Annotated in this window: 12 protein-coding genes and 1 riboswitch; of the genes, 10 read left to right on the top strand and 2 right to left on the bottom strand. The window is 42.4% G+C overall.

Annotation, left to right across the window (positions count from 1 at the left end):
* The first annotated feature begins 99 nt into the window (after window positions 1-99).
* The 4 genes from ACAN56_RS02860 to ACAN56_RS02845 all read left to right on the top strand — a co-directional run bounded on the left by ACAN56_RS02860 (window position 100) and on the right by ACAN56_RS02845 (window position 3,699).
* Window positions 100-870: an NUDIX domain-containing protein gene (locus ACAN56_RS02860; RefSeq protein ID WP_038593164.1), complete on the top strand. Its 771-nt coding sequence runs from the start codon at window positions 100-102 to the stop codon at window positions 868-870.
* Window positions 871-1,031: 161 nt separating this feature from the next.
* Window positions 1,032-1,574, top strand: coding sequence for a cysteine hydrolase family protein (locus ACAN56_RS02855; RefSeq protein ID WP_379140273.1), 543 nt, complete (start codon window positions 1,032-1,034; stop codon window positions 1,572-1,574).
* 53 nt (window positions 1,575-1,627) lie between these two features.
* Window positions 1,628-3,079, top strand: coding sequence for a nicotinate phosphoribosyltransferase (locus ACAN56_RS02850; RefSeq protein ID WP_379140271.1), 1,452 nt, complete (start codon window positions 1,628-1,630; stop codon window positions 3,077-3,079).
* A gap of 320 nt (window positions 3,080-3,399) precedes the next feature.
* Window positions 3,400-3,699 carry a hypothetical protein gene (locus ACAN56_RS02845; RefSeq protein WP_379140269.1) on the top strand — a complete coding sequence of 100 codons (300 nt, stop codon included), beginning with the start codon at window positions 3,400-3,402 and terminating at the stop codon, window positions 3,697-3,699.
* Between the two features lie 178 nt (window positions 3,700-3,877).
* On the opposite strand, the gene ACAN56_RS02840 is transcribed toward ACAN56_RS02845, so the two are convergent.
* Entirely contained in the window at window positions 3,878-4,606 is a 729-nt protein-coding gene (locus ACAN56_RS02840; RefSeq protein ID WP_379140432.1) for an IS1380 family transposase, read from the bottom strand.
* 79 nt (window positions 4,607-4,685) lie between these two features.
* Window positions 4,686-5,090: a transposase gene (locus ACAN56_RS02835; protein WP_379140267.1), complete on the bottom strand. Its 405-nt coding sequence runs from the start codon at window positions 5,088-5,090 to the stop codon at window positions 4,686-4,688.
* Between the two features lie 486 nt (window positions 5,091-5,576).
* Window positions 5,577-5,680: riboswitch (cyclic di-GMP riboswitch) on the top strand.
* Window positions 5,681-5,746: 66 nt separating this feature from the next.
* Here ACAN56_RS02835 and ACAN56_RS02830 point away from each other — a divergent pair.
* From ACAN56_RS02830 to ACAN56_RS02805, 6 genes are read left to right on the top strand one after another with little or no spacing between them, the layout of a single operon-like run.
* Window positions 5,747-9,865 (top strand): fibronectin type III domain-containing protein, encoded by a 4,119-nt coding sequence (locus ACAN56_RS02830; RefSeq protein WP_379140265.1) that lies wholly within the window; start codon window positions 5,747-5,749, stop codon window positions 9,863-9,865.
* Window positions 9,866-9,913: 48 nt separating this feature from the next.
* Window positions 9,914-13,222, top strand: a complete 3,309-nt coding sequence (locus tag ACAN56_RS02825; RefSeq protein WP_379140263.1) for a fibronectin type III domain-containing protein — start codon at window positions 9,914-9,916, stop codon at window positions 13,220-13,222.
* A gap of 22 nt (window positions 13,223-13,244) precedes the next feature.
* Entirely contained in the window at window positions 13,245-14,183 is a 939-nt protein-coding gene (locus ACAN56_RS02820; protein ID WP_379140261.1) for a hypothetical protein, read from the top strand.
* A gap of 14 nt (window positions 14,184-14,197) precedes the next feature.
* Window positions 14,198-14,992, top strand: coding sequence for a hypothetical protein (locus ACAN56_RS02815; protein WP_379140259.1), 795 nt, complete (start codon window positions 14,198-14,200; stop codon window positions 14,990-14,992).
* A gap of 26 nt (window positions 14,993-15,018) precedes the next feature.
* The gene (locus tag ACAN56_RS02810; protein ID WP_379140257.1) at window positions 15,019-24,681 is read left to right on the top strand and encodes a TreTu family toxin; all 9,663 of its coding nucleotides are present in this window, start codon (window positions 15,019-15,021) and stop codon (window positions 24,679-24,681) included.
* Window positions 24,681-24,989 carry an immunity protein TriTu family protein gene (locus ACAN56_RS02805; RefSeq protein WP_379140255.1) on the top strand — a complete coding sequence of 103 codons (309 nt, stop codon included), beginning with the start codon at window positions 24,681-24,683 and terminating at the stop codon, window positions 24,987-24,989. Before ACAN56_RS02810 ends, ACAN56_RS02805 begins: the two co-directional genes overlap by 1 nt.
* Window positions 24,990-25,030: the final 41 nt, after the last annotated feature.

Here is a 25,030-nt window from a genome sequence, read left to right as displayed (position 1 = left end):
CAGCTAGGACATCATAATTAATTGATTTTAGAAGTTCAGGTTTGGTACATTAAAAGATACGAACAGTTAAATTAAAGCTGCAGCAAAGGATGATCTAGAGTGAGCGAGAACGCGGAACAAAACTATAACGCCAAAAAGTACCGTACACCGGACGGAGTTCCGGCCGATATTGTCATGTTTACCCTGACCAAACGGGAACGGAAGACGGTCACGAAGACGCTTCCGCTGCGCGAACTGAAAGTCATGCTGATCCGTCGGAAGAAATGGCCTTGCGAGGGCATGTGGGCCTTGCCGGGTGGCTTCTGCCAGGAAGATGAATCTATATATGATGCAGCCACACGTGAACTGAAGGAAGAAACCGGTGTGGACGGCGGACATTTGGAATACCTTGGTGTCTACAGTACACCAGGCCGGGATCCGCGCGGCTGGATTATCAGCCACGCCTTTTTCGCACTGGTGGAGGAGTGGATGCTGGAGCAGAGACAAGCCTCCGATGACGCGGGTGAGGTAGGGCTGTTTACGCTGCAGGAAGCGCTCGAAGAGCTGGAGCTGGCTTTTGACCACCGTGATATTATTAACGACGCCTATCTGCGGATTCAGCAGCAAATGCTGCAGACGACGATAGCCAGACAGTTTTTACCGCGGCATTTTACGCTGAGCGAGTTGTATCAGGTCATTCAGACCGTAGTGCCGGAATTTAAAGAACCGAACTTTATCCGCAAAATTACGTCAACCCGCAGCCGGCAGGGTATATTAAAGGAAGTGAGCGATGAAGCAGGCAATCCGCTCAGCTCCAACCAATACTCCCAGCGCCCTGCCCAGCTCTATATGTTTACGGACCACGAGCCATTATTATCAATTTATACTTAAAGCAGATACTTACAAAACCAGGCGGATGTTTTCGAAGTGGTTTTGTATGAAGTTATTCAATGGAGTAGATGCTCACCAGACTTAGCGTATGCTTTCGAAGCAGTTTTGTACGAAGCTATTCAATGGAGTAGATGCTCACAAAACTTTTAGGAGGTCACTAAATGAAGGCATTGATCGTGATCGATTTCACCAATGATTTTATTGACGGCAGCCTGCCTGTTGGACAGCCCGGCATAGACATTGCGTCCAGAGTGAACCAGTTGACGGAGCAATTTGTGAAGAGTGGCGATTTCGTGGTGATGGCGGTAGATTTACATGAAGCCAATGATTCCTATCATCCGGAGAGCAAACTGTTTCCACCGCATAATCTGCGCGGCAGCCGGGGGCGTGAGCTGTATGGGGAACTGCATAACGTATATGAAGCGAACCAGAAAGACATCTATTGGATGGACAAAACCCGTTACAGCGCCTTTAGCGGCACGGATTTGGAGCTGAAACTGCGTGAACGCGGGATTGCCGAGCTTCATCTGATAGGGGTATGTACAGATATTTGTGTGCTGCATACTGCAGTGGATGCATATAACAAAGGTTTTGAAATCATCATACACGAAGACGCTGTGGCGAGCTTTAATGCCGATGGGCATATCTGGGCGCTGGGCCATTTCCGGGGCAGCCTTGGAGCAAAAGTAGTTATCGCAAAATAGAGAAAACTATAGCACCTGCAGATGCAGCAGTGAAGATACTAGGAGATGAGGATTTGAGGAGAGAGCTTGCTCTACATACGGACAAATATCAGATTAATATGATGTACGCCCACTGGGTGAATGGAAGCCATAAACGCAAGGCTGTATTCGAAGCCTATTTCCGCAAGCTTCCCTTCGGGAACGGCTTCGCTGTGTTCGCGGGCCTGGAGCGGATCGCTCAGTACATCAGTGAACTGCGTTTCACTGAGGAAGACATCCGTTACTTGTCTGAGCAGGAGGAGAATTATGCACCTGCTTTTCTGGAGGAGCTGCTGCAGTTTCATTTTCAGGGCAGCATCCATTCCATGAAGGAAGGAGCGCTTGTCTTTCCCGATGAGCCGCTGATCCGTGTGGAAGGAACGATCATGGAGGCTCAGCTTGTGGAGACTGCCATCCTGAACTTCATGAACTATCAGACGCTGATCGCCACCAAAGCTTCCCGTATCAAGCAGGTGGCGCCGGATGATATTCTGCTTGAGTTTGGCACACGGCGTGCTCAGGAAGCCGACGCAGCGGTGTGGGGAGCACGTGCGGCTTATATCGGCGGCTTCCATGCCACCTCCAATATGCTGGCCGGCAAAATGTTCGGCATACCCACGAAGGGCACACATGCCCATTCATGGGTGCAGAGCTTCGCCAGCGAACAGGAGGCGTTTGATGCTTATGCCAAGGTGCTGCCGGATGGCGTTACGCTGCTGGTGGATACATTTGACACGCTGCGCAGCGGTGTGCCGCATGCGATTAACACCGCGAAGAAGCTGGAGGCAGAGGGTAAACGTATGAACGGCATCCGGCTCGACAGCGGAGACTTGGCCTATTTGTCACGCCAGGCACGCAAGATGCTCGATGAAGCCGGACTGCAGTATGTCAAGATCGTCGCTTCCAATGATCTCGATGAGAACACGATCATGAACTTGAAGGCGCAGGGAGCTGCCATAGATACCTGGGGTGTGGGAACACAGCTGATTACGGCATCCGATCAGCCTTCTCTCGGCGGAGTGTACAAGCTGGTGGAGATTGAGTCCCCTTCCGGTGAAATGGTACCGACGATCAAAATCTCCTCCAACCCCGAAAAAGTATCAACGCCGGGCAAGAAGGAAGTGTTCCGGATTGTCGGCACCAATGGTAAGGCGCTGGCCGATTATATCAGCTTCCCTGAAGAAACTGGCCCGCGCAGCGGTGCCCGGCTGAAGCTGTTTAATCCGCTGCATCCCTATATGAAGAAGCATGTGGACCGTTACGAGGCGCTGCCGATGCTGGAGCCAATCTACGTCAATGGTTTCCAGGTTTATAAATTACCGGAGCTGGATGAGATCCGCCGCTACCATCAGGAGCAGCTCGACCTGTTCTGGCCTGAGTATCTGCGCATACTCAATCCTGAGGTGTACCGCGTGAATCTCAGCGAGCAGGTGTGGGACCGCAAGCAGCAGCTGATCGCTGAGCATATGCAACAGGATATCGAGTAGAAGAGGCTTTTTAAATAGAATGTGATGGACGAGCTGTCCCCTGCAGGCAATCTGCGGATGGGGGCAGCTTTTTGATTTCGGTATCCAAGACACAATACTGATTGACAGAAAATAACAGGGATAATATATTAAAGATGTTCTTACTTTCATGACGAATTCAGGAAACTGAATTATCTTTTTTGTTGTGAAAGTTAAAACGCTTTAACTTTCACTGCTGCTGCCGGAAAGTTTCATTGATCCATTTGAGAGGGGGGAGCTCTGGTTTCGCCGGTTAATTTTCGCAATTGATTCTTATTCTACTATTGAGGAGTGAATCATTTATGAAAAGACGAGGCAAGCATAAACTTGGCTGGAAAAGCTTCTTGTTACTCTGTCTGGCGCTACTTATCCTGCCGGCTGGTTCCGCATTTGCTGCTGTAAACAAACCTTTCCCTCAGCATACGACTTATACGAGCGGCACAATCAAGCCTAACCATGTCACACAGACAAGTATGGACAACTCGGTAAAAACCAAATGGAATGCCTGGAAAGCGGCTTATCTGAAACCGGCAGGCACAGGCAAATATTACGTAAACCTGAAATATTCACAGCCCAAAAGCCAAACTGGTAAATATGTATAATTAAGCATAAATTAAAACGTAATGTATTCGAATTGAGCCTTTCATTGATCGTAAGAAAGGTCGCATGCATAAATTGTTATATAATTATAAATATGCATAATTATGGTTTTCAAAAGCCAAGGAAATCTCTAATGGGTCTAGCGCCTCTTTTTTTGATTTTTAAAGGCTCTGTCTACCTTCATTCCAGCTGTGGAATCCGACCTATATTTTCTAGCGTTTGTTTGAACGCGTCCTTGTACACACAGGAGCTGCACAGCTTCCAAATCCAATATCTTCCGGAACGAACTAGCCTGGCCGCTATTTTTACCAGACAGCTGCGAACCGTTTCCATCCGGTTTGGTTGCATGCTCTCCGGCAAACAAAGACGGCGAAACCAGTTATTGAAATTGTATGCTAACATCGAGATCTGCAGTTTGACCTCATTGGCTTGGAAGTTCGTGCTGCTCATTTTAGAGCAGGCAAAGCCGTTCTTCGCTTCTTTAATAAAGTTCTCCATCCGCCCGCGGTTGCGGTACACCCGCCGGATATCCTCCGGCTCTAACTCCAGGTTTGTGACGATGTAGATGAAATGGAACAAGAGCTCATCTGCTGGCTTTTCCATGTGAATCACGACACGACGCTCCCGGCTCCAGCTTTTGGCTTGATAAAGGACCTCGGCCACAACCACTTGGCGTTGACCCAGGCAAGTCCCATCCAGCTTTTCGTTGGCGATGGCCTGTGCCAGCGCTTGAAGTCGGGCGTTGGCTTTCAGGCGAATGACGTAGTGTTTCTTCTGGGCTTCAATTAGCTCATACAATTCCGGGACGGAAAAACCACTATCCTCCCGAAGGTGTATGAAAGCGCCTGGCGCTAAGGCTTCATAGCGGTAAAACAGCGGCTTCATAAAAGATACCACATCACGAGACATATACATTACCGGGACGCAGCTGTACTTTCAGGCAATCGCCTGTCAATCCGTCAAAGCAAAACAATGGATGAAAGCCTTGTTAGACTCGGGACTGCAGGGTTTCCGTAATGATTTCGAGAGATTCGATGGTAGCCGTGTCCGATTTGGCATGAAAACGGGATAATGTGGGCTGAGAAGCAAGCCGTTCTTTTTCGAAGATGGAAGTGAACAGCGGCTCCGCATGCAAATCATCAGCATGGTCATCAGGATGATAACCGCTCACGTGTTGATAAAGCTTTTGGATGACCACATCGGCGTTGGGATGATCCCGGTGGACCACGTTGTCATGGACAACAAGCTGCTCTTTGATCGTTTGGCTCAAGCCCAGCTTGTGATCGAAAGACTTGTATAAAAGTAACCCGGCATCGGATGTGAGATCGCCGCCCTTAAAATTCACTTTCATCACGGGGTTGGAATTCATCTTGTATTCTTGTAAACTAGTCATGGAAGAGCCTCCTAAGGGAAATGTTGCGGTTTCGACGCCATTAACATTACCAAAGATCAGGCTCTTTTTCCATCTGTTTTTTCACCTATTGGGTGAGACTCTTCAAACGTCAAATCTCTTGATTCTACTGCCGTTTCCATGGAATATAGGTTAAGCTGTGAATAATTCAGGTTAATGGATATTGAATGCTACGTCGCCATGGCAAGGTTACTTAACGATGCGGTTTTTTACCCCTAGGATAGTTTGGAATCTCTATAGAACACATCGAAATCAATACTTATTGAAAGGAGTTTCACGGAGGTGAGCTGGCGGAGGGAAGCTCTACGTTATCTAGAGTGGCGTCTATTAAAATTTAACAATTTTGAATGATTTAATGTTCACAAAAAAAACAATATTAACTGATTCAATTATAGGTTATTATTGCCATGCAGAATACACATTGTAAGAATAGTTAAAGAAATCTTGATTCTCTTGAACTAACCATTAGAACTATAAAGGCAAACCTGTACGAAAGTCAGGGACGCAAAGCCACGGGCCTTATTCACAGGACAGTATCAGTTAGTCCTATGAATGGTAGCCGGGCCGCTTCTTTTAGTGGTTTTTTTGCGCCTATTTTTATACATATCAGAATTTTATTTTTTGAGCGGAGGGTCTTTATGACTAGAAGGATGAGTTTTGTAAGTAAATTATTATGTTTTATTATTTTGACTCAATTTGTGGCGCCTTTTTTTGGAATCTCAGAGATGAAGATATCTGCCCAGGGAGATTCGATCCAGATTCAATTTCAGCCCCCAAAAGCTCCTGTACGAGAGAAGGGACTCACGGATTCTGGGGATGTTTTTAGTTCGAAAAATAATTACTCTTATGGCTGGAACATTGACCATACCGATACTACAGTCTCAAGGAATACCTACGATAATTCCGGCTTAAATACTTTGACTCGTATTCATCCTGACGGGAAGTGGGAAATCGGGCTAGATAACGGTACCTATGAAGTTTCAGTAACGGTAGGTGATAGTGTTTACGGCAGTAACAATGCCCTCGCAGTTGAAGGCAAGGTGATTATGGAAGGATTATCGCTCGAAGCCGGTCAGCACAGAACAATCAAGAAAAAGGTTGCTGTAGAAGATGGGAGACTTACATTAAGTCAAATTAATGGGCCTGGAATTGAAACTGCTTTGAACCGTTTAGAAATTTCATTGGTGAACATATTTACACCCACGCTCGTACCGCCTCAAATCAGTCTTCCCTTCGAACCCAATAAAGTTGAAGGAAACAAGGTTCTTCTGTCCGGAAGCATAACTAATGTACATAACGCTCCTCCATTTATACATATAAACGGGCTGCAAGGGGAAATTTCCAAACATATCAGAGAACAAGCTGAAGCCATTGAACAAGATATACAAAAGTACACTCAGAGTGCAGTCCCAACAGGATCTGCTGATGTTATGGCTATCCAGGAATCTATCCGTTCAATAGGCAAGAAGCCCGCAATTGTGACTACAGGACAGCTGAATTTAGAATCAAGTGTTACCTTTGGGAGCGAGGAACAGCCTGTTATTTTAATAGCAGACGGTATTAACTCTAACCAAAATCTAAATATAACCGTGTATGGATCTTTAATTCTCCGAGGCGGGTTAAATGCCAATGCACAGTTGAATATCAATGTTATTAATCCTAAGAAGGAGTCAAACCTTGGAAACCTATGGGTAAAAGGTACTGTTCATTTAAACAATAATTCAAATGTACATGTGGATAATGAGCTGCTGGCAGGTTCTTTGACCTACAACAATGGATCACTGGGTCTTGAAGCAAAACGGATACTAGTTGAAGGCAACATGAATATTAACACTTATGTAACTATGAATATAGATGAGGAAATGTCTGTAGGGGAGATTGTTTCTAATAATTCAAAAGCTGAACTAAATGTAACCAGAGGAGACCTTTTCGTTCGGGACAATGTCAGTGTAAATAATCATTTGAGCATTAATACAGGAGGGGTATTCGCAGTAGGCGGCAATGTTATATCCAATCAAAGACCCATTATACATACAGGGAACGAAATAGAAGGACGTACGCTATTAAAATATGTTCTTTCTGGTCTTAAGGCGGAATATTTCAGCAGTAATAACTTTACTGGTAAAAGAATCGTGAAGATTGATGATTCGATTGCTTTGTCAGGGCAACCAGTCTTAGGTGTATCTGGAATAGCTGATCAGAATTTTTCGGTGAGGTGGACAGGCCAGATTCAGCCTAACTACTCGGATCAATACACTTTTTCAGTCACTACCACCGGTGGAGTTAGACTTTGGATCGATGATCAGCTCCTTATAGATGCTTGGACAACGAAACAGCATGTTGAACAAGGAAATATTCAGCTTGAAGCCGGGAAAAAATATGATCTGAAGATGGAGTATGCCAATGATCTGGGGAATCCTCAGGCAAAATTATTATGGGAAAGTCAGCAACAGATTCGGGAAGTCGTTCCTTCAATATCTTTAAGGCCTTTTGCTATACCTTCCATAATTGCGAGCGCGACAGACACAGCTATTACTCTGAAATGGCCTCCCCTGTTTAATGCGGATGGGTACGAGGTTGAATTTGATAAGAATGTTACCGCATTAACCGGTGAATCTAATTTTTCAGAGGACAAACTTAATCCTGGAACTGAACATTTCTATCGTATTCGGGCAAATAGCGGAGACATTAAAGGTGAGTGGTCAATGACAGCGCCATATTGGACCTTACCGGCTATTCCTCGAAATATCCATATGACTTCAACAAGTCATACAATTACTCTGGATTGGGAACAAATTGTTGGAGCGACCAGTTATGAAATTGAGGTTAATAACAGCATAAATAACATAGGGAACGTTACAACTTATCAGGAAAATGATTTAAATCCCAACATGCCTAAGATCTTCCGCATCCGAGCTGTGAATAGCAGTGGATCAGGGGGATGGAGTGAAATTATCACTAAATCTACTGTTGTTGGGGTACCGTCCAAGCTGCATGGTATTGCGGACGATGAGTCAATTAATTTGCATTGGGATGCTGTATCAGGAGCAGTTGCCTATGACTTGGAATTAGATGGAGTAATAAGCAGCAACATTACAGATAATTCATATTTGCATAACAGCCTGAAGTCTAACAGTAAACATGATTACCGTGTGAGAGCCAAAAATGACAACGGAGTCAGTGAATGGAGCGATAAAATCACAATTTACACTACTCCTGAAGTTCCTCAGAATCTTACAGCAGAAGTACAGGGGAACTCTATTTATGTATCATGGGATAAAGTTTCCGGGGCGGCCGGATATGACATAGAAGTGGATGGAGACATTCTAGATAATGAATTGAATACGAAATTTATTCATTCACAACTAAATCTGAATTCAGAACACACCTATAAAGTACGGGCGAAAAATGAAAATGCGCTGGGGGCTTGGACTAAAGCTATTGTCTATTCGACGCATGCGGGAGTTCCTAATAATGTGCGGGCTTCAACAACAAGTGCTGAAATCACAATAACATGGGACCTGGTTATAGGTGCTGTGAGTTACGAGATTGAAGTGGATGGTACAAGTGTTCATGCGTGTGACGATAACATTTACCTACACAAAAATCTTCATCCTTTTTCTACCCACAAATACCGGGTCAGAGCAATAAATGCGGGAGGGGCAGGGGAATGGAGCGGGTTAGTGTCAGCAACGACTACCTTCGGTAAGCCATTAAACTTGCGGGCTGTGCCTAGAAACACAAGTATTGATCTTACCTGGGATAAGGTAGAGGGTGCGACCGGATATGATATCCTGCTTGACGGCGAAATTCTGAATAATGGAGATTCAGTTTCTTATAAGCATACAGGACTAGAACCCTATTCTTGGCATACATATCGAGTCAGAGCCAAGTATGGAGACTCCCTGGGAGAATGGAGCAATCCTCTGACAATATCAACAGTGCTCGGTATTCCTGGAAATGTTAAGGTTGAAAGCCAGAGCAATCAGATTTTGTTATCCTGGGATTCAGTTACCGGGGCAACAGGCTATGAGGTAGAAGCTGATGGTGAAATTATTGATAATGGCAGCAAGGTTACATTCGCACATAAAGGGTTGCTGTCAAATACGAAGCACACATATCGTATACGTGCAAAAACCACTCAGGTTGTGAGCGATTGGAGTGAGTGGACTACTATTGTTACAGGTGTTACTGCACCAGAAGTGCCCAAGAACCTGCGGGCTACAGTCACTGTTAACTCGATCCAGCTTTCATGGGATTCAGTGAATGGAGTATCCGGTTACGATCTGGAAATAGATGGGCAGTTAGTTTCAGGCTTTCATAATACGGAGTATAAACACAGCGGGTTAGAGCCAAATACGATGCATGTTTATCAAGTCCGGGCTAAGAACACAGAGGGGATTAGTGCATGGTCAGACAAATTAAAGAAAGTCACTACCCCAGCACTAACGATTAAACCGGAAAAAGATACTCAGTTTAATTTTGTAATGGTAATCCCGCAGAAGAATGGTAAGACGGAGCGGAAAGTTACAGTAACCTACAATGCCAATGATCTTGAGGTGTTTGATCTTCGTGCAGAAACTCCCGATCCAGACCTTAAGACCGGAATAATTAAAGGAACAACAATAAATGTGATTAGTTTTGAACCTGGGAAAATTGTCTATAGCATTCAAACCAGCGATAAAGCTGCTATAAACACTTGTATTTTCTCTGCCCGTACTAATGAATTTACCGAGGTTACATATAGCATAGAGTAGATTCACAAACCCAGATATATTAAGCCTTTTAACGGTAGGAGAGAATTTATGAGATATATGTTGAAAAAATGGACTTCAGTTTTCTGTGTTTTTATAATGATTTTTCTGCAATCATACCCAGGAAATTCACATGTCAAGGCAGCAGGCGAATCTAATATTGTTAACTTTGCAGATATTCATTTTGACGGTTTCAGAAAAACGGCTGACTGGGAGCCTAGCATGGGGAATATTGCGGAAATAACTTTGGACATGCCAGGATTTACGCTCAAAAATATACGCTTTGATTTGTCGTCAAGAAAGATTTCCTACGAGATAGTATTGGATAATGTGGCAGTATTGACCTCAGGCTCTCAAACATTTTGGGATAGCTACCAGCGGACTAGATACTTAAGTCTCTATGTTTCTATGAGTAATTCAAACACAAGTTCCGATTCAACTTATCACACGCATAGACTTGTCGAAAACCTGAACCAGGTAAATACGATCAACACATTTACCACCACCTCGGGTGATTTCATAACAGAACAAGGAGGGAGACTCGACGGTGACCTCCCAACCCAAATCAATCTGCTTGTAGTTGCGGGAGATTCTCATCACGTTCCCAACCAATTTTACAACGGATGGAGGAATGAGGTCTATGAATATCTAGGTAAGGATTTAGTATCCAATGCAACCCCCTCGATAACTATCCCAACACCTAATGGACAACAACTTAGTGGCAGTTCTTTATTTATTCCTGTGGTTAATGCAACAGATTCAAATGGGGACCGGCTTGAACTTAAGTATTTTATAGATTCGGAGACAGAAGCCAGGGAGACCAAAAAGGTAACAAATACAGCAACTGCACAAACAGTATCTTTTAGTCCTTTGAATGTATCTACTCTATCCGAAGGAAGTCATACCATCCGATTTACAGCCAGTGACGGAAAGGCCAATACCCAGAATTCAATCACTGTCCTTGTAGATAAATCACCTCCTTCTGTAGGGAACGTAAATATTACAGCCTCAGACTCACAAGTTCAATTATCGGGAACAGCTACAGACTCCATTTCAGGGCTAGATGCCGCTCCATACCGGTATACTATTGGGAACCAGTCCAGCGGATGGACAACGGCTCCCAGTTTCTCAGCTTCAGGATTGAATTCCAATGCTTTAATCTACACCAAATTTGAAGCCAGAGACAAAGTGGGGAATATCGCGGTTCATGGGCAAAATGTCTACACGAAAGCTCAGGTACCGTCATTGTCCATTCAGTCAAATGGTGAAACCTCTCTCAAATTGTTGCTGCATGATCAGAACTCTTCTCCGACCCAATATTTAATTCAAACGGGTTCTTCTTATGTTACTTCATCCGGGGGTCTTGCCTCTTCACCTGTATGGTTTACTCCAGCCAATAAGACGGTTATTCTTAATGGTTTAAACGAAAACACAACCTACTCCTTCAAAACTAAGTCGAGAAATAATGAAGGGATAGAGACAGGTTTTGGAGCTTCTGTAAGTGGGACCACATTAGCTGCAGCACCTAAAGGTATTACCGCAGAAGCTTCACAGCAATGGATTAAAATTGTCTGGCCTCCGTCAGCCCATGCGTTAAGTTATGAAGTAGAGGCAGATGGCATGATTATTAATAATGGAACTTCTAATACCTATACTCAAAACGGATTGTCACCTAATACTCAACATGCTTATAGAGTTAGGGTCATTAATTCAGGGGGCACAAGTAGTTGGAGTCAACCGTTTACCAAGCTGACATTGTCTGAACCGCCTGCTGTTCCCGTTGGTTTACTTACATCACTAACTCAAAAATTCATCACGCTAACCTGGGATTTGGTTCCAAAGGCTGTACGTTATGAGGTGGAAGCGGATGGAATCGTGATTAACAATGGAAACAGTAATACCTTTATACATAAAGGTTTGGAACCATCGACAGAGCATACTTATCGTGTGAGAGCTGGAAACTCAGGAGGCGTAAGTGAATGGAGTCTTCCAGTTCATCAGAAGACATGGCCTAATCCACCAGAGGTACCTACTAAAATATCCGCAGTGCAGGATATACATACTGTAACTGTGAAATGGAATGAGATGGAGCGAGCCAGTGGTTATGAAATTGAAGTGGATGGGCTAATTATGGACAATAAAAATTTGACCAGTTACACCCATGATGGGTTAGATGCACTCAGCGGGCATACCTACAGAATTCGCGCTATCAATATTGGAGGAAAAAGCGCGTGGAGCTCGCCTCTTGATGTAACCACCCATCCTGAGATACCTGATGTTCCAACAAACATAATGACGACATCGGATGAGAGTCAGATAACAGCATCGTGGTACACCGTTCCTCATACAGATAGTTATGACATAGAGATTGATAATGGGGTCGTGACCAACGTAGTGGAGAATATATTTGTGCATGACCAGCTTACGGCAAATTCCCTACATACCTATAGAATTAGGGCTAAGAATATTAGCGGGAACAGTGAATGGTCCAAACCTATAACAATGACTACAATGCCGACGGGAGTTAATACTGAAGCCTTAACTAATATTGTCGCTGTAGTAACGAATAAATCGATTACCCTCTCGTGGGATACGGTTGCGCAGGACGCGCGGTATGAAATTGAAGTGGATGGAAAATTGCTCGATAACGCCTCAAATACAATTTATAACCATGTCGGACTTCATGCTGAAGAGTACCATCTTTATAAAATTCGAGTGAAGCAGGGAAATGAACGTGGGGACTGGGTTGCAGTGTTAGCCCTATCTACACTTCCCGATCTGCCAGATTCCCCATCAAAGATAGATGGGTTTGCTAAAGACACATCCATTGAATTGCATTGGCAGAAGATGGAGGGGGCTAATAGTTACCAGCTTGAAATCGATGGAAAAACTATAGATGTTAGTAATAATACAACCTATCTGCACGATAAACTTCTCTCAGGAACTGCTCATAATTATAGGGTAAGGGCCAAGAATGCTACAGGGGTTACTGCATGGAGCCCTTCGCTTCAGAAGAGTACTACTAGTCCGGATTACACTCTTAAAGTGAAAAAGAACGAGGAGAGTAGCCTTACTTTACTAGCACAAAATGTACAAGATTTCAGTGAACTGGAATTCGTAGTGACTTATGATCCGAATGAACTTGAGTTAATAGACTTATATGATTTTACCCCAGCCAAAGATCTCTCCAATGGAAGAATTGCAGGTTCAAATTTGACTGCAACATATACGGCTGGAAAAATCACTCTCTCTGTAGATCAGAATATTGTTCCGGGAACCTCATGGTCGGGAGAAGTCACTACACTGACATTTAAATCGAAGATAACGGGTGAAACACACATTAAAGTTGTGGCAGATTAAAAGATTTTGAAGGAGAATCAGGATGATTCACAATCGCAAGTATAAATATATATCCATTGCAATCGTAGTAGCCTTACTGGCCGAAGCTGCCATTGTTACCTTCCCCAAGTGGAACCAAGATTCGGCTGTAGAAATGTCTTCTGAGCAACAAGATGAACAGACCGCTGCGGATCTTTCTAATCTTACCGGAGTGGCTGTAAATCAAATTATGGAGATGAAGAATTCAGGCTCTTCATGGAGAGAGATCACTGAGACATTAAAAAATCCGCCTCCGGCAAACAATAAGGAAGATAAGATAAATCGTTCAAATCTGCTTCATGAGGCCGGATTAGGTGAGGAAGTGCTTAATGAACTTCGGCAGAAGGGCTTCCAGGATGATGAAATTATGGAGGCCAAACTGTTGACCGAGAGAATCATGCAGCAGTTGAAGGAAGTGATAGACAATACTGTTACTACAGTTGAGAGCCCGACAGTACTGGCGGGAAATACCCAGTTGGCTGAAGCGGAATTGCAATCAGCGTTCGTCAAAATTAATGATCAATTTAGTGAGGTACAGTCTGTTAAGTTAATTCTTACCTTACAGCAGGATTTTGGTTCGATGGAAGCAGTAATGAATGAGTATTTACTTTCCCTTCAAATTGAGCTGGATCTGCAGGATTACATCACGGATAAGAAATCGTATCAGGAAAAAAAGGAACAAAAAACCATTACATTAAAAGAGAACGAAATCGTAACTATGGAAATTCTTGAGAAGGCAATGCTGGACCAATTACAGCAAGGCAAGGAAGAGGTGACCAGTGAAGCCAGAGGGGGAAACTCTGAAACGGCAACTCCTTCTGACGAGAAAAAAGATTCCCCGCTTCCTGATATTAATCCGCCAACTGTGCAAGACGTAATACCGCAAAACCCAGGTGAAGCTATACGGCAAGAAATTCAGGCTATTAATCCTAACTACAGATAGAGGAGTTAAGAAGAATGAACAAACGACGAATCATTCAAGGTACAGCTCTTATAATAATTCTGGTATTTGTATTTCAGGCAGGGGTTTTTGCCTACGCAAAAGTTGCCTCTCCTTCTAAGGAGGGGGTTGAAGATAGTGTTGGAATGAGTAATGCGGGCATGCAATCCGAAGTAGTCCGGAGCACATTTGAACAGTTTCTTAAGGAGTTCAACGTCCAGGAGGCATATCGGAAACAAATCGAACAGTTGGTTGCAAGCGGCTATAGTCGTGCTGATGTTTCAATTGCCTACGACTTCTTATATCAAAATTTTGGAACCATAGATGATTTGAATAACATGCTTAAGGCCAAAGGTTCCGGGGAAAGTTGGGAAGATCTCTTTATACAATATCATGATAAGCACCCGGATTTTGTTCCAAGATCTTTTAATTCTGATGAGCTTGAGATTTTAATGCAAATTCAAGGGGCTACACCAGACGATATCATGATTGCTGATAGGCTATCCTTTGTAACGGGCAAGCCGTTTGGTGATTTGTTAAGCGAAAAGCTGAAAAACGGGCAATGGAGCAGCATCTTCGCGCAAGAGAGCGTTTTACATAGTGGAAACTCATTACCCAGAGTTCAGTTAGCTGAAGAAGAAATGAATAAGTACATTCAGCATGGCAAACTTTCCGAGCAGCAAGTGACCCAAGCCTTTGTTTTAGCACAAAAGCTTGGAGAGTCCCCTAAAGTTGTAATTTCTAAAATGGAGCAAGGTATTTCAGAAGAGTTGATTATGGCTCAGAGCTATATGAAAAAGTACGGAGAATAATTTGAACGGCAGATGGGGGTAGCTTTGTGAAAGTATTTATTCGGATATCGTTAGTTTCTTTTTTCTTAATGATGTTTTTTGTACCAATAGCTAGTGCCGAAACCTTGCAGGAACAACTGAATAATCTGGTTGGGCCAAAACAAAAATATAATACAATGCTCTCACCTGCATATTTGAGAACGAATGAGACTGTAGATGAAATAAGCCCTCAGAGTGGCTCGCTGACTATAACTCAGACTGATTATGTTCTGCCAGGGAGAAATGGATTAGATCTTGAATTCAAACGCATCTACAAAAATGAAGCAGCTAATGTGCAAGAGATGGAAGTGAATTATGTTGACGGTGCTTGGGTAGATAAATCTTTCTCCAATTCAAGAACCTCTTCATTTTATGAAGACAGGTATAACTTAGGGATTGGTATGCGTTTTTCGTTCCCGAGTATTGAGGTTAAGGTGAATTCAGATGGCTCTAGTCATAAGTTTTTGCATACAGATAGTGGAGATGTGTATCGGCTTAAGTCTGCGAATCTGGAGGGGGCGTACGTTTATTTACCAGAGGGTCAAACTGTAAAAGATGTTGTTGTCCGGGAAGCAACGACTTATCAAAATGGTCAAGCGGATGGGACTTCAAAGTATAAGATGACTGGTAAAGATGGGAAAAATACATATTTTTCAGAAGATGGCCGTATTTTGGGGATAGTAGATCGGTATGGTAATACTATCAATTTTGAATACAATACTTTGAAATATGAAATCGATGGTGATTCCATTACCAAAAAATTAATTTCCAAAATCACAGACTCAGTGGGTCGTGTAACGACAATCGAATATCTCGAGGACCCTAATTATACGGTAGGTCCCATTAGTAATGACTCTCCTGTTGGAATTAACAATTATTATAAAGCATCGCAAAGTCCGAATAACACCGATTCTGGCGATCTAAAAGGTAGATTCCAGGTTGTCCTCCATCTTCCGGGAGATAAAAGTATTGTCTACGACAAATCTGCGGCTCTGGTCAGTGATTCCAAACATGTATTGCGCACAAGGCTGCAAAGAGTATATGACACAGATACAAAGCCTAAATATATGTTTTGGTATGAACAACCCGATCTGGGTTTTACATATTTTAATAAAGATAATTATTCAGCCTATACCCGTTATGAGAATCTTGTACTGGTGGATGAGGTCAAAACTAATAAAGCCAAAAGCTATGTTTATAACACATACAAGAAACGGCTGAATGAAGGCAGCATGCAGTACAGAAAAATTTTTGAGAGTAATGATCTGGTTAAGAAGGGGTTCGATGCTTCTAAAACAAGCTTTGTGGACAAGCTGATCACCGATATCTATAGCAAGAAGACTTATACATATACGAATGAAGCAGATGGCTATGGGTACCCCGACTATAAGCAAGATGATAAAACCTACCTTAAGGATACATACAGATATTACACTCAAATCAAAGACGCAAATAACAGCAGTACACGTTTCACCTATAATGGTAATCAAGAGCTTATTTTAACTGAAAAAGAAGGAAAAGATCACAAAGAGACCATCACAAATGAGCATGATGAGCTGAAGCTGGTCAAGAAACAGGAAATCTTGCAGTATCAGGTTGCCAATGGACAAGCTGCGGGTGAACCTGTCCATAAAATAGAAAATTTCCGGTATGATGAATACGGCGATATGACCAGTTATACGGGGCCGATTGCCGAGCGGGATAGCAAGGGCTACCCGGTAAACAATGAGCATACCGTGTTGTACACCTATGATATTAATAAATTTCATATCCTAACCCAGAAAACCTGGAAGCTAAATCAGGATACAACGGCTCAAATTAACTACACATTGGATGACAAAGGCAATGTCACAAAAGAAAGTAAATCCAACAACGATGCTGCCAATCCGTGGATTATTACGGAATACGCGTATGACAATTATGGCAATCTTACACGTAAAACTGCCCATGACAGCAAACAGGACTTCATAACTTATTATGAATACGGCATAGATTCGAATGGGTTTAATACCAAAGGAGCCTACCTTACTAAAGAATACCAGAAGAATCAGGGAGGGACTTATGCCCAGACTTTCGCCTATGATTTCCAATCAGGTAATCTCTTAACCAAAACTGATCCCAAAGGGAATACAACTTCCTATGAATATGACGTTTTAAACCGAGTGATTAAAGAAATAAAACCGGATAAAACACTAAATGAATATCAATACCAAACCAGTTCCTTCTCAAACTTTAAAATTCAGAGAATAGATGGAAACAAGTTTAAGTTTTTGTATGAATACGATATTCAAGGGAATCAGCTGTTCTCCAAAGTGTGGGATAAAGGAATGTGGAGAATACTTACAAGTATGGAGTACGACTCATTTGGCAATATAACCAAACAGATAGATGCCAATGGTCATAGTGCGCGTTTTAGTTATGATAGTCAGCAGCGTATTATTGAGAAGTCGTACTATGAGAATGATAAGACAGCTAAGGGGACGATGAAAGTTGAGTATCAGATCGGTGCTGATGCGAAGACGCCATTATTGCTTACTATCACCAATGAGGAAGGATACACGCAGCGTTTTCATTACGATATTCTAAGTCAATTGATTAAAAAAGAAATTACGTCAGATCGTAAGAATTATTACGCTTCTACGACTACGTATGATTATGTTGGTAACACCCTGAGCCAGACGAACGAACGGAAACAAACAACCTCATACACATATGATCTACAAGGTAAAAAGATCAGTCAAACGGATGCTGAGGGAAATACTACGGAGTTCGTATATAACGTATTGGGACAGACAGTCCTTGAAAAGGCTCCGAACGGAAAGATTACGGAATTGACTTATGATGAAATTGGAAGGAATACTGTTCAAAAAATCTACCAATCTGGTTCATCGGATTATTATTATAATCTCAATGACTATGATACTGCCCATAATCCAGTCAAAACTACCAAAGGTGCTCATCTGAATGGAAAGAACCAGGATTCTTCCAATGTATCCTATGTCTATGACTCTCTTAACAGAGTTACGGATCAATATTCCAAGCTAGACTCAGCAACCAGCACCCATACACATTTTGACTACGATGCTAATGGAAACAAGGTGAAAATTACAGAATATGGTGATTCTGCAGGTACAAAGCTGGTTGTGCGGTCTTTTGAGTATGACTTTGCAGGACGCACAACGGTTGAAGCAGGTTCAGCCAAGGAGAAATTGGCGGATGGTTCACTGGCTCAGAGAGGTTCATATGAAACCAGATATGATTATGATCTTGTCGGGAACCTCTTAAAGAAGCAGCAGTTTAATGGTTCCGGATATGATACAGAGACGAATGAATATAATTATAGGAATTTGGTGGTTTCATCTAATAAGCCATTCAATACTCATGGCCAAAAGGTAAGCCGCTTCCAATATGATAAAGTAGGCAACCTAACTTCAGAGACAACAGTCGTTGCAGGTACGGAGCGCACGACGACCTATTCTTATGATGGCTTAGGCTACAAAACAGAGGTAGTTGATCCACTTGGGAATAAGACACGCTATCAATACGATAGCATGGGGAACGTATTAAAAGTTGTGGATCCTAGATATAGTACCACTCCCTTCGAGCAAGCACCGGGTACTGAGAAAGAATATGATGGTCTGAACCGTCTGATCAAGACCATTGCTTTTAATGGAACGCAGAGAGAGGTCATTGATTATAGGGAATATGATGGCAGAAATAATGTAGTCAAGCAGAGTGACGGAAAAGGTTACAATGTTGCTCAGCCTGAAAAATCTATAGGGACGTTGTATCGGTATAATGTTCTTGATAAGCCAATTGAGCTGATTACTGCGCAAACCATGTACCAAAATCAGCAGCTTGGAACCAGTAACTTCACTAAGAGACTTACTTACGATGCTTCAGGAAATGTATTGAGTGAAACGGATGGACTTGGACATAAGAGTTTGTATGACTATGATTTTGGCGGCCGATTGAAGCAAATCACCTATCCTGATGGAACTGTAACTTCAACAGAGTATGATCTTACAGGTAAATGGATGATTTTAAACAGAGATCAAGCGGGGGCTGTTACTAAAACATACAATGACATTTTTGATAAACCTTATTTAATTGAATACCCTGACGGCACCCGTGAGTCTTATCTCTATTCTTCTAAGGGTGAGTTGCTGGAACGAATCAACAAGGACGGAAGTTCGATTTATTACTCCTATGATAGGGCAGGCAATCAAGTCTCGGAAAAGACCTATATTGGTACTGATGATTCCAACTCCATTTATAAACTAACACGTGTGGAATACGATGAGACGGCTAGTATAGTGGCCAAAGAAACCTTCTTATACAAAGTCAGCAAAACTGGTGGTGCTGTAACTGAGTCTAGTGCAGGTGATCGTGTGGATCAGCGTTACGACCAAGCCGGGCGACTGGTACAAGTTTCAGGTCCTTTTGGCAAAGAGATCAAGCAAGAGTATGATCGCGCGGGCAATGTGATAACTTCTTATCAAAAGGTTAGTGACGGTAACTACGATATCACACGGAACGAGTATGATTCCAGATCCAGACTTATGAACACGGCATTGCTTATCAAGACCTCTGATATTAGCTCAGGGTATCTGGCGGGTGCTGTATTTGATAATGAATATGTTGACCGGTTGCAAGCAAGAACCACCTATTCATATTCTAAGAATGATCAAGTTGAAACGGTCACGGATCCTAAAGGTAATAAGACACTGGTTGTTTATGATTATGACAAGCGTCCTCTCTCAAAGACTGATGCTATGCAAGGGACAATAACTTATCAGTATGACAACAATAATAATTTAGTATTGGAAACAAATGCGAAAGGGAGTGACACACGATACACATATGATGTTTTGAATCGCTTACAAAGCAAAGATAGTCCCTCTGGAGAAGATGATCGGGCGATTAGCCTCTATATTTATGATAAGAAAGGAAATTTGGTTAAGGAAATTTCCCCTAATCAATACAAACGTGAGCTAGAGAGTGCGGAGCAGAGTTCCAAAATGAAGGGCATCTCTTATACCTATGATACGATGAACCGTCGAACTTCCAAGCTATCCCCAGAAGACGCCGGGTTGGAGTGTATTCAATATAATGCCATGGGTCAAATCTCTAAAGTGGTAGATGGATTGAGATATACCGGCAACATAGAGAATTCCAAAGGTAAGTCCTACTTATATGATGGTCTGGGTAATCTAACGAAGGAAACTAATGCAGCGGGTAATGCTAAGTTGTATCAGTATAATGTACTGAATCAGTTGGTAAAACAAACGGATGAACGGGGCAACATTACCGCTTATGTAGTGAATCCGGATGGAACCACCGCCAAAATCACTTATCCTGATGGCGGTGTGTTTCAGTTCACCTATGATAAGCTGGGCCGTAAGCTAACAGAGTCGAACCCGCTTGGTGCTTTAACCTTATATGCATATAATGCACTTGGTAAAGAGAAAATGGTAAAAGATCCATATGGTAACACCATAGAGAACAAATATGATCCTAATGGAAATCTAATTTCTGTAAAAGACAAGCGGGGGAGTCTGACCCTATTCAGTTACGATGTACTGAACAGGATGACTGAGAAAAAAACGCCGCTTGAACTTGATGACAGTAAAAATATTGTTTATGCTGTTGAGCGCTATACCTATGATTCTATGGGAAATCTGTTGAGTAAAATCATAACGGGTTCCAGAGATGACTCGGTTAAGCAGGAAACTACTTATAGCTACTATGATAACAGTTTACTAAAGAACGTATCAGACAACAGTGGATCAAGTACTACTAACCAATATGATTTAAATGGGAATTTGATTCTCAAGGACAAATTAAGGGATTCTAATCTTAGCGATGTGGAGCAGTATGAATATGACTCTCAGAATCGTGTAGTCAAGAAAATAGCTTGGCTAGACGAAAATAGTATCGTTGATGCCGTGAAATTGCCAAACTTGGAAAATCTCAAAAATGTACAATTTCCTGGTAAGGTAGGCCAAATTACCACTTACAGTTATGATCTGCTGGGAAATAAAATTCAGGAAGTGGACCCGAGAGCATATGGTGTACTGGATGCAGACACTGAGAATCACAAGCTGTATACCATAAACTACACCTATGATATCTTAAATCGTCCAGACAAGATTATCCGCAGACATGGCAAAGCAGATGTATACAGTCAATATAGCTATGATGCAGCGGGTAATAAAATCTCAGATCGGAATGAACGAGGTGCTGTAACCAAATATAGCTATGATTCACTGAATCGTTTGACAGTGACAACCGATTCGGAAGGAAAGAAATTCACCACTGAATATGATGCGGCTGGCAATAAAACGACAGCGATCAACGCCAAAGGAAATAGAATGTCATATACTTATGACAAATTAAATCGTTTGGTATTGACAATAGCCCCTGATGATACTGTGATTAGTAAAAACATCTATGACGCCAACGGCAATATCATTAAGAAAATAGATGCTAATGGGTACGCTGCTGGAAAAACGGATGATGCACAGTATGGGAATGTCTATCGTTATGATTTAGCTAACAGAATGATTGTTTTTATCGATCCGGTATTAGCCGTAAAATTTGGTAACGCTAAAGCTACGACTGCTTACCAGTTGAACGCTGTGGGCAATCTTATACAGCAAACCGATGCTTTGGGTGTTACAATCCGGTACGAGTATGATAACGCAAATCATTTGACCAAAGTAATTGATGGTAAAGGAATAGAGGTTAGCTACGGGTATGACCTTATGGGCAGCAAGCTGTTTATGAAAGATGGACGAGGTAAAGTAACCCAGTACAGTTATTATTCTTTCGGGCTTCTTCACTCCGTTACAGATGCTTCCAATCAGACTATGAGCTACTTCTATGATCTGGCGCTTAATAAAGCACAAATGATCGATCGTTTGGGGCAGCATACCCTATATTCTTATGATAATCGCAACTTATTGACTCAAACCAAGGTGAAGGAAACTGGAGATCAAATCAATTACAGTTATGATGAAGCAGGTAACCGGATCAGTATGACTGATGAGAGTGGAGCCTCCATTTATTCCTATAATTCGCGGAGTCAACTGCTGAAGATTACGAAAGATGGCAAAACCCGAATTAGTTATACCTATGATGACATTGGAAACATTGAGACGGTAACGGATACAGCAGGGTTTGTAACGACCTACTATTATGACTCTTCCAGCCGGATGAGCAAAGTTGCCTATGACAATAAAGAAACCGTTTATACCTATGATAAAAGTGGCAACAGAACCGCTGTACAATATGAAGACGGTGTTAAGGAAGTATATAGTTACGATTATAGCAACCGTCTGCTTACTCTAATCAATAAACGCAGCAACGGTTCAGAGGTATCAAGTTACCGCTACACTTATGATGACACCGGTAGACAAGTCTCCAAGACTGATAGCTACGGTACAACAAAATATGGCTATGATGAATCTGGGCGAATTGTACAGGTAGAGATGCCAGGAAAGACGACAGTGTATGCTTACGATGGAGCAAGCAACCGTAATTCTATGCTGGAGACCTACACCTCCAACCAGCCTAGCAGTTACATTAATCCTGGTACCAAAAAGGCTTTAGAATTCAAATTAAAGAAAAGCCAGTATTTATATTCATCCAGTAACCAGTTAATGAAACTAGAAGAACGAATGCTTGATGCAACTGGGAAAGAAGTGTTATTCAAAGCCGTAGAATATCTTTACGATGCAAACGGTAATGAGGTCAGTGAGCGGACCAGTTATATTCAGCCTCATAAATCTGACATGCACCAAACTACCGGAGGAGAAACGTACGGGACACAGGAAATTAATAATCTGCTGGAAAAAGTGACCCAAACCTATGATGGTTTCAACCGTTTAAAGAAAGTGATTAAGGTTAGAGATGCAGAACGAGTTACTGTTAATTACCAATATGACGGAGATGGTCTTCGGACGCAGAAGGTGGTGCAGAGCTCCAAAGCAGGAAATACAGCTAAAGAAACGAATTATGTCTATGACCGTCAACATGTTGTGTTGGAAATGGACAGTACAGGCAAGGTAATGACCCGTTACATTCGTGGGATCAACTATATTGCCAGAATGGATGGGGCAAAGCAATATGCATACTATCTGTACAACGGACATGGAGATGTCGTTCAAACTGTATCCTCTACCGGAGAAGTTCAGAATCAGTATGAATATGACGCATTTGGCAGTCCAACACTTACCATCGAGATCTATGCCGAGTCCATCCGTTATGGCGGCGAATTTTTGGATGGGGAGACAAGCCTGTACTATCTGCGTGCCCGTTATTACGATCCATATGTGGGACGTTTCATATCAGAAGATAGCTATTGGGGAGAAGATAATAATCCTTTAAGTCTAAATTTGTACACCTATGCGAATAATGATCCGATTCGGTTCCTCGATCCGACAGGACATTGGGCGAAAGGCGACGAGAAGCTAAATGTTGAAGCGCAGGCTAAGATTATTGCTTTGACAAATGCTTATTATAAAGCTGAAACTGAGGCAGAGAAGAGAGCGATACGTGATCAGGCGACCACTGTACGAACAGCCAAAGACGCTAAACAATCCGTAGTTACCCCGCTGCAGTTTCAAGCCAAGGAAATTACAAAGATTGTGGTGCAAGGGACATCGAAAGGCTATGCTAATGAAGCGGAGTGGAAACAAGCTTTAACGAAAGTCGGAATAAAAGCGCCAGATTCTAAGCGCGTAGAAGTTAGTGAGAATTTTTCGACGAATACCATCAATTATTCAACGGTCAGCAAGGTAATCATTGGACGAACAAATATGACGGTTAAAGTAGATTCATCTTCAACATACATCAAGAAAAATGAGATCATCGACAGAGCAAGCGCTTCGGTCGCTATGGAGTATAGTGTCACAGCGAATGAACTAAAGTTCATTTCCGACACAGGCTCGTCTTTGAAAAGCTTGGAGAAAGTTTTATACATCATAGATGCGGTGAAGTTAAATAAAGGGAAAGTAACTTCTGCGATTCTTAAGGATGCCCAAATTAAAGTAACTAAAGGATTTGGCGGTACAGTAGATTCGTTGCAATTTGCTTACGATATGGCTGATAAAGGATTTACAGTAAAAGAAGCATTGCAAATGTATAAGGAAGAAGTCACCGATCCAAAGATGGCAGAAGCCTACGCAGCAGTGACGATAAATGTGATGAGCAGTGGGATCGGTTTAAAGAGAATGGCTCAAGCAGAGAGCGAGATCAGTGTAACGAGGTCTGCTACGAAGCCTAAACAGTCAGAAGTTGTTGAGGGTATCAAGAGCGGAGGGAAGATAGCTGAGGGCACGGGTAAAATTGCTCAAACCACAGTAGGAAGATGGATGTCCAAGGCAGAATACGATACTATGGTGAAAACAGGAAAAGTGCCTGAGAGTTACACAGGAACATCGCATGTTGCTAATCCGGCGGATGCTAATGCATTTGGAAAACAAGCAAAGCCAGGTTCAGTGTACGTTGAGTTTGATGTCCCAACGTCAGCTTTGAAACAAACAAATGATGGTTGGGCAAAAATAGTTGGACCAAATTCGCTTGAAGGCAGGTTGGCGGCTAAAAAAGGTGAGCCACTACCAGAAATGCCTTCTGCAACAAACATAAAAATAGTAGGTGAGAAGTAATGCTAGATAATTTTCAAAATTGGATAATTGAAGTAAAGGGGAAATTACAAGAAAAGGGTGTTGAAACGGAAGAAGTAAATGTCGTGGATGCAAAAACTTCCGATAATCCTAGTATTACTGTACATCATTACTTACCTGAAAAGTTCATTGGCTTAATTACACTTTGGGAAACAAATACTGCATACGTTGAAGTATTGGATTACTCAAGTGGTGATACGGTAATGACCCAACATGTACAGCTACAAACAAATTCAGATTTTTATGAAGTATTCAATGACTATCTTGCCGCTATGTCGAAAGTAAACTAAAGAAAATATCCTACAATCCCTGATGTAAATCGGGGATTTCT

The sequence above is a fragment of the Paenibacillus paludis genome, from assembly GCF_042610515.1.
Classification (GTDB): Bacteria; Bacillota; Bacilli; order Paenibacillales; family Paenibacillaceae; genus Paenibacillus_AQ.
The sequence above is the reverse complement of the archived record's forward strand: the minus strand, read 5'-3'. Positions and strand labels throughout refer to the sequence as shown.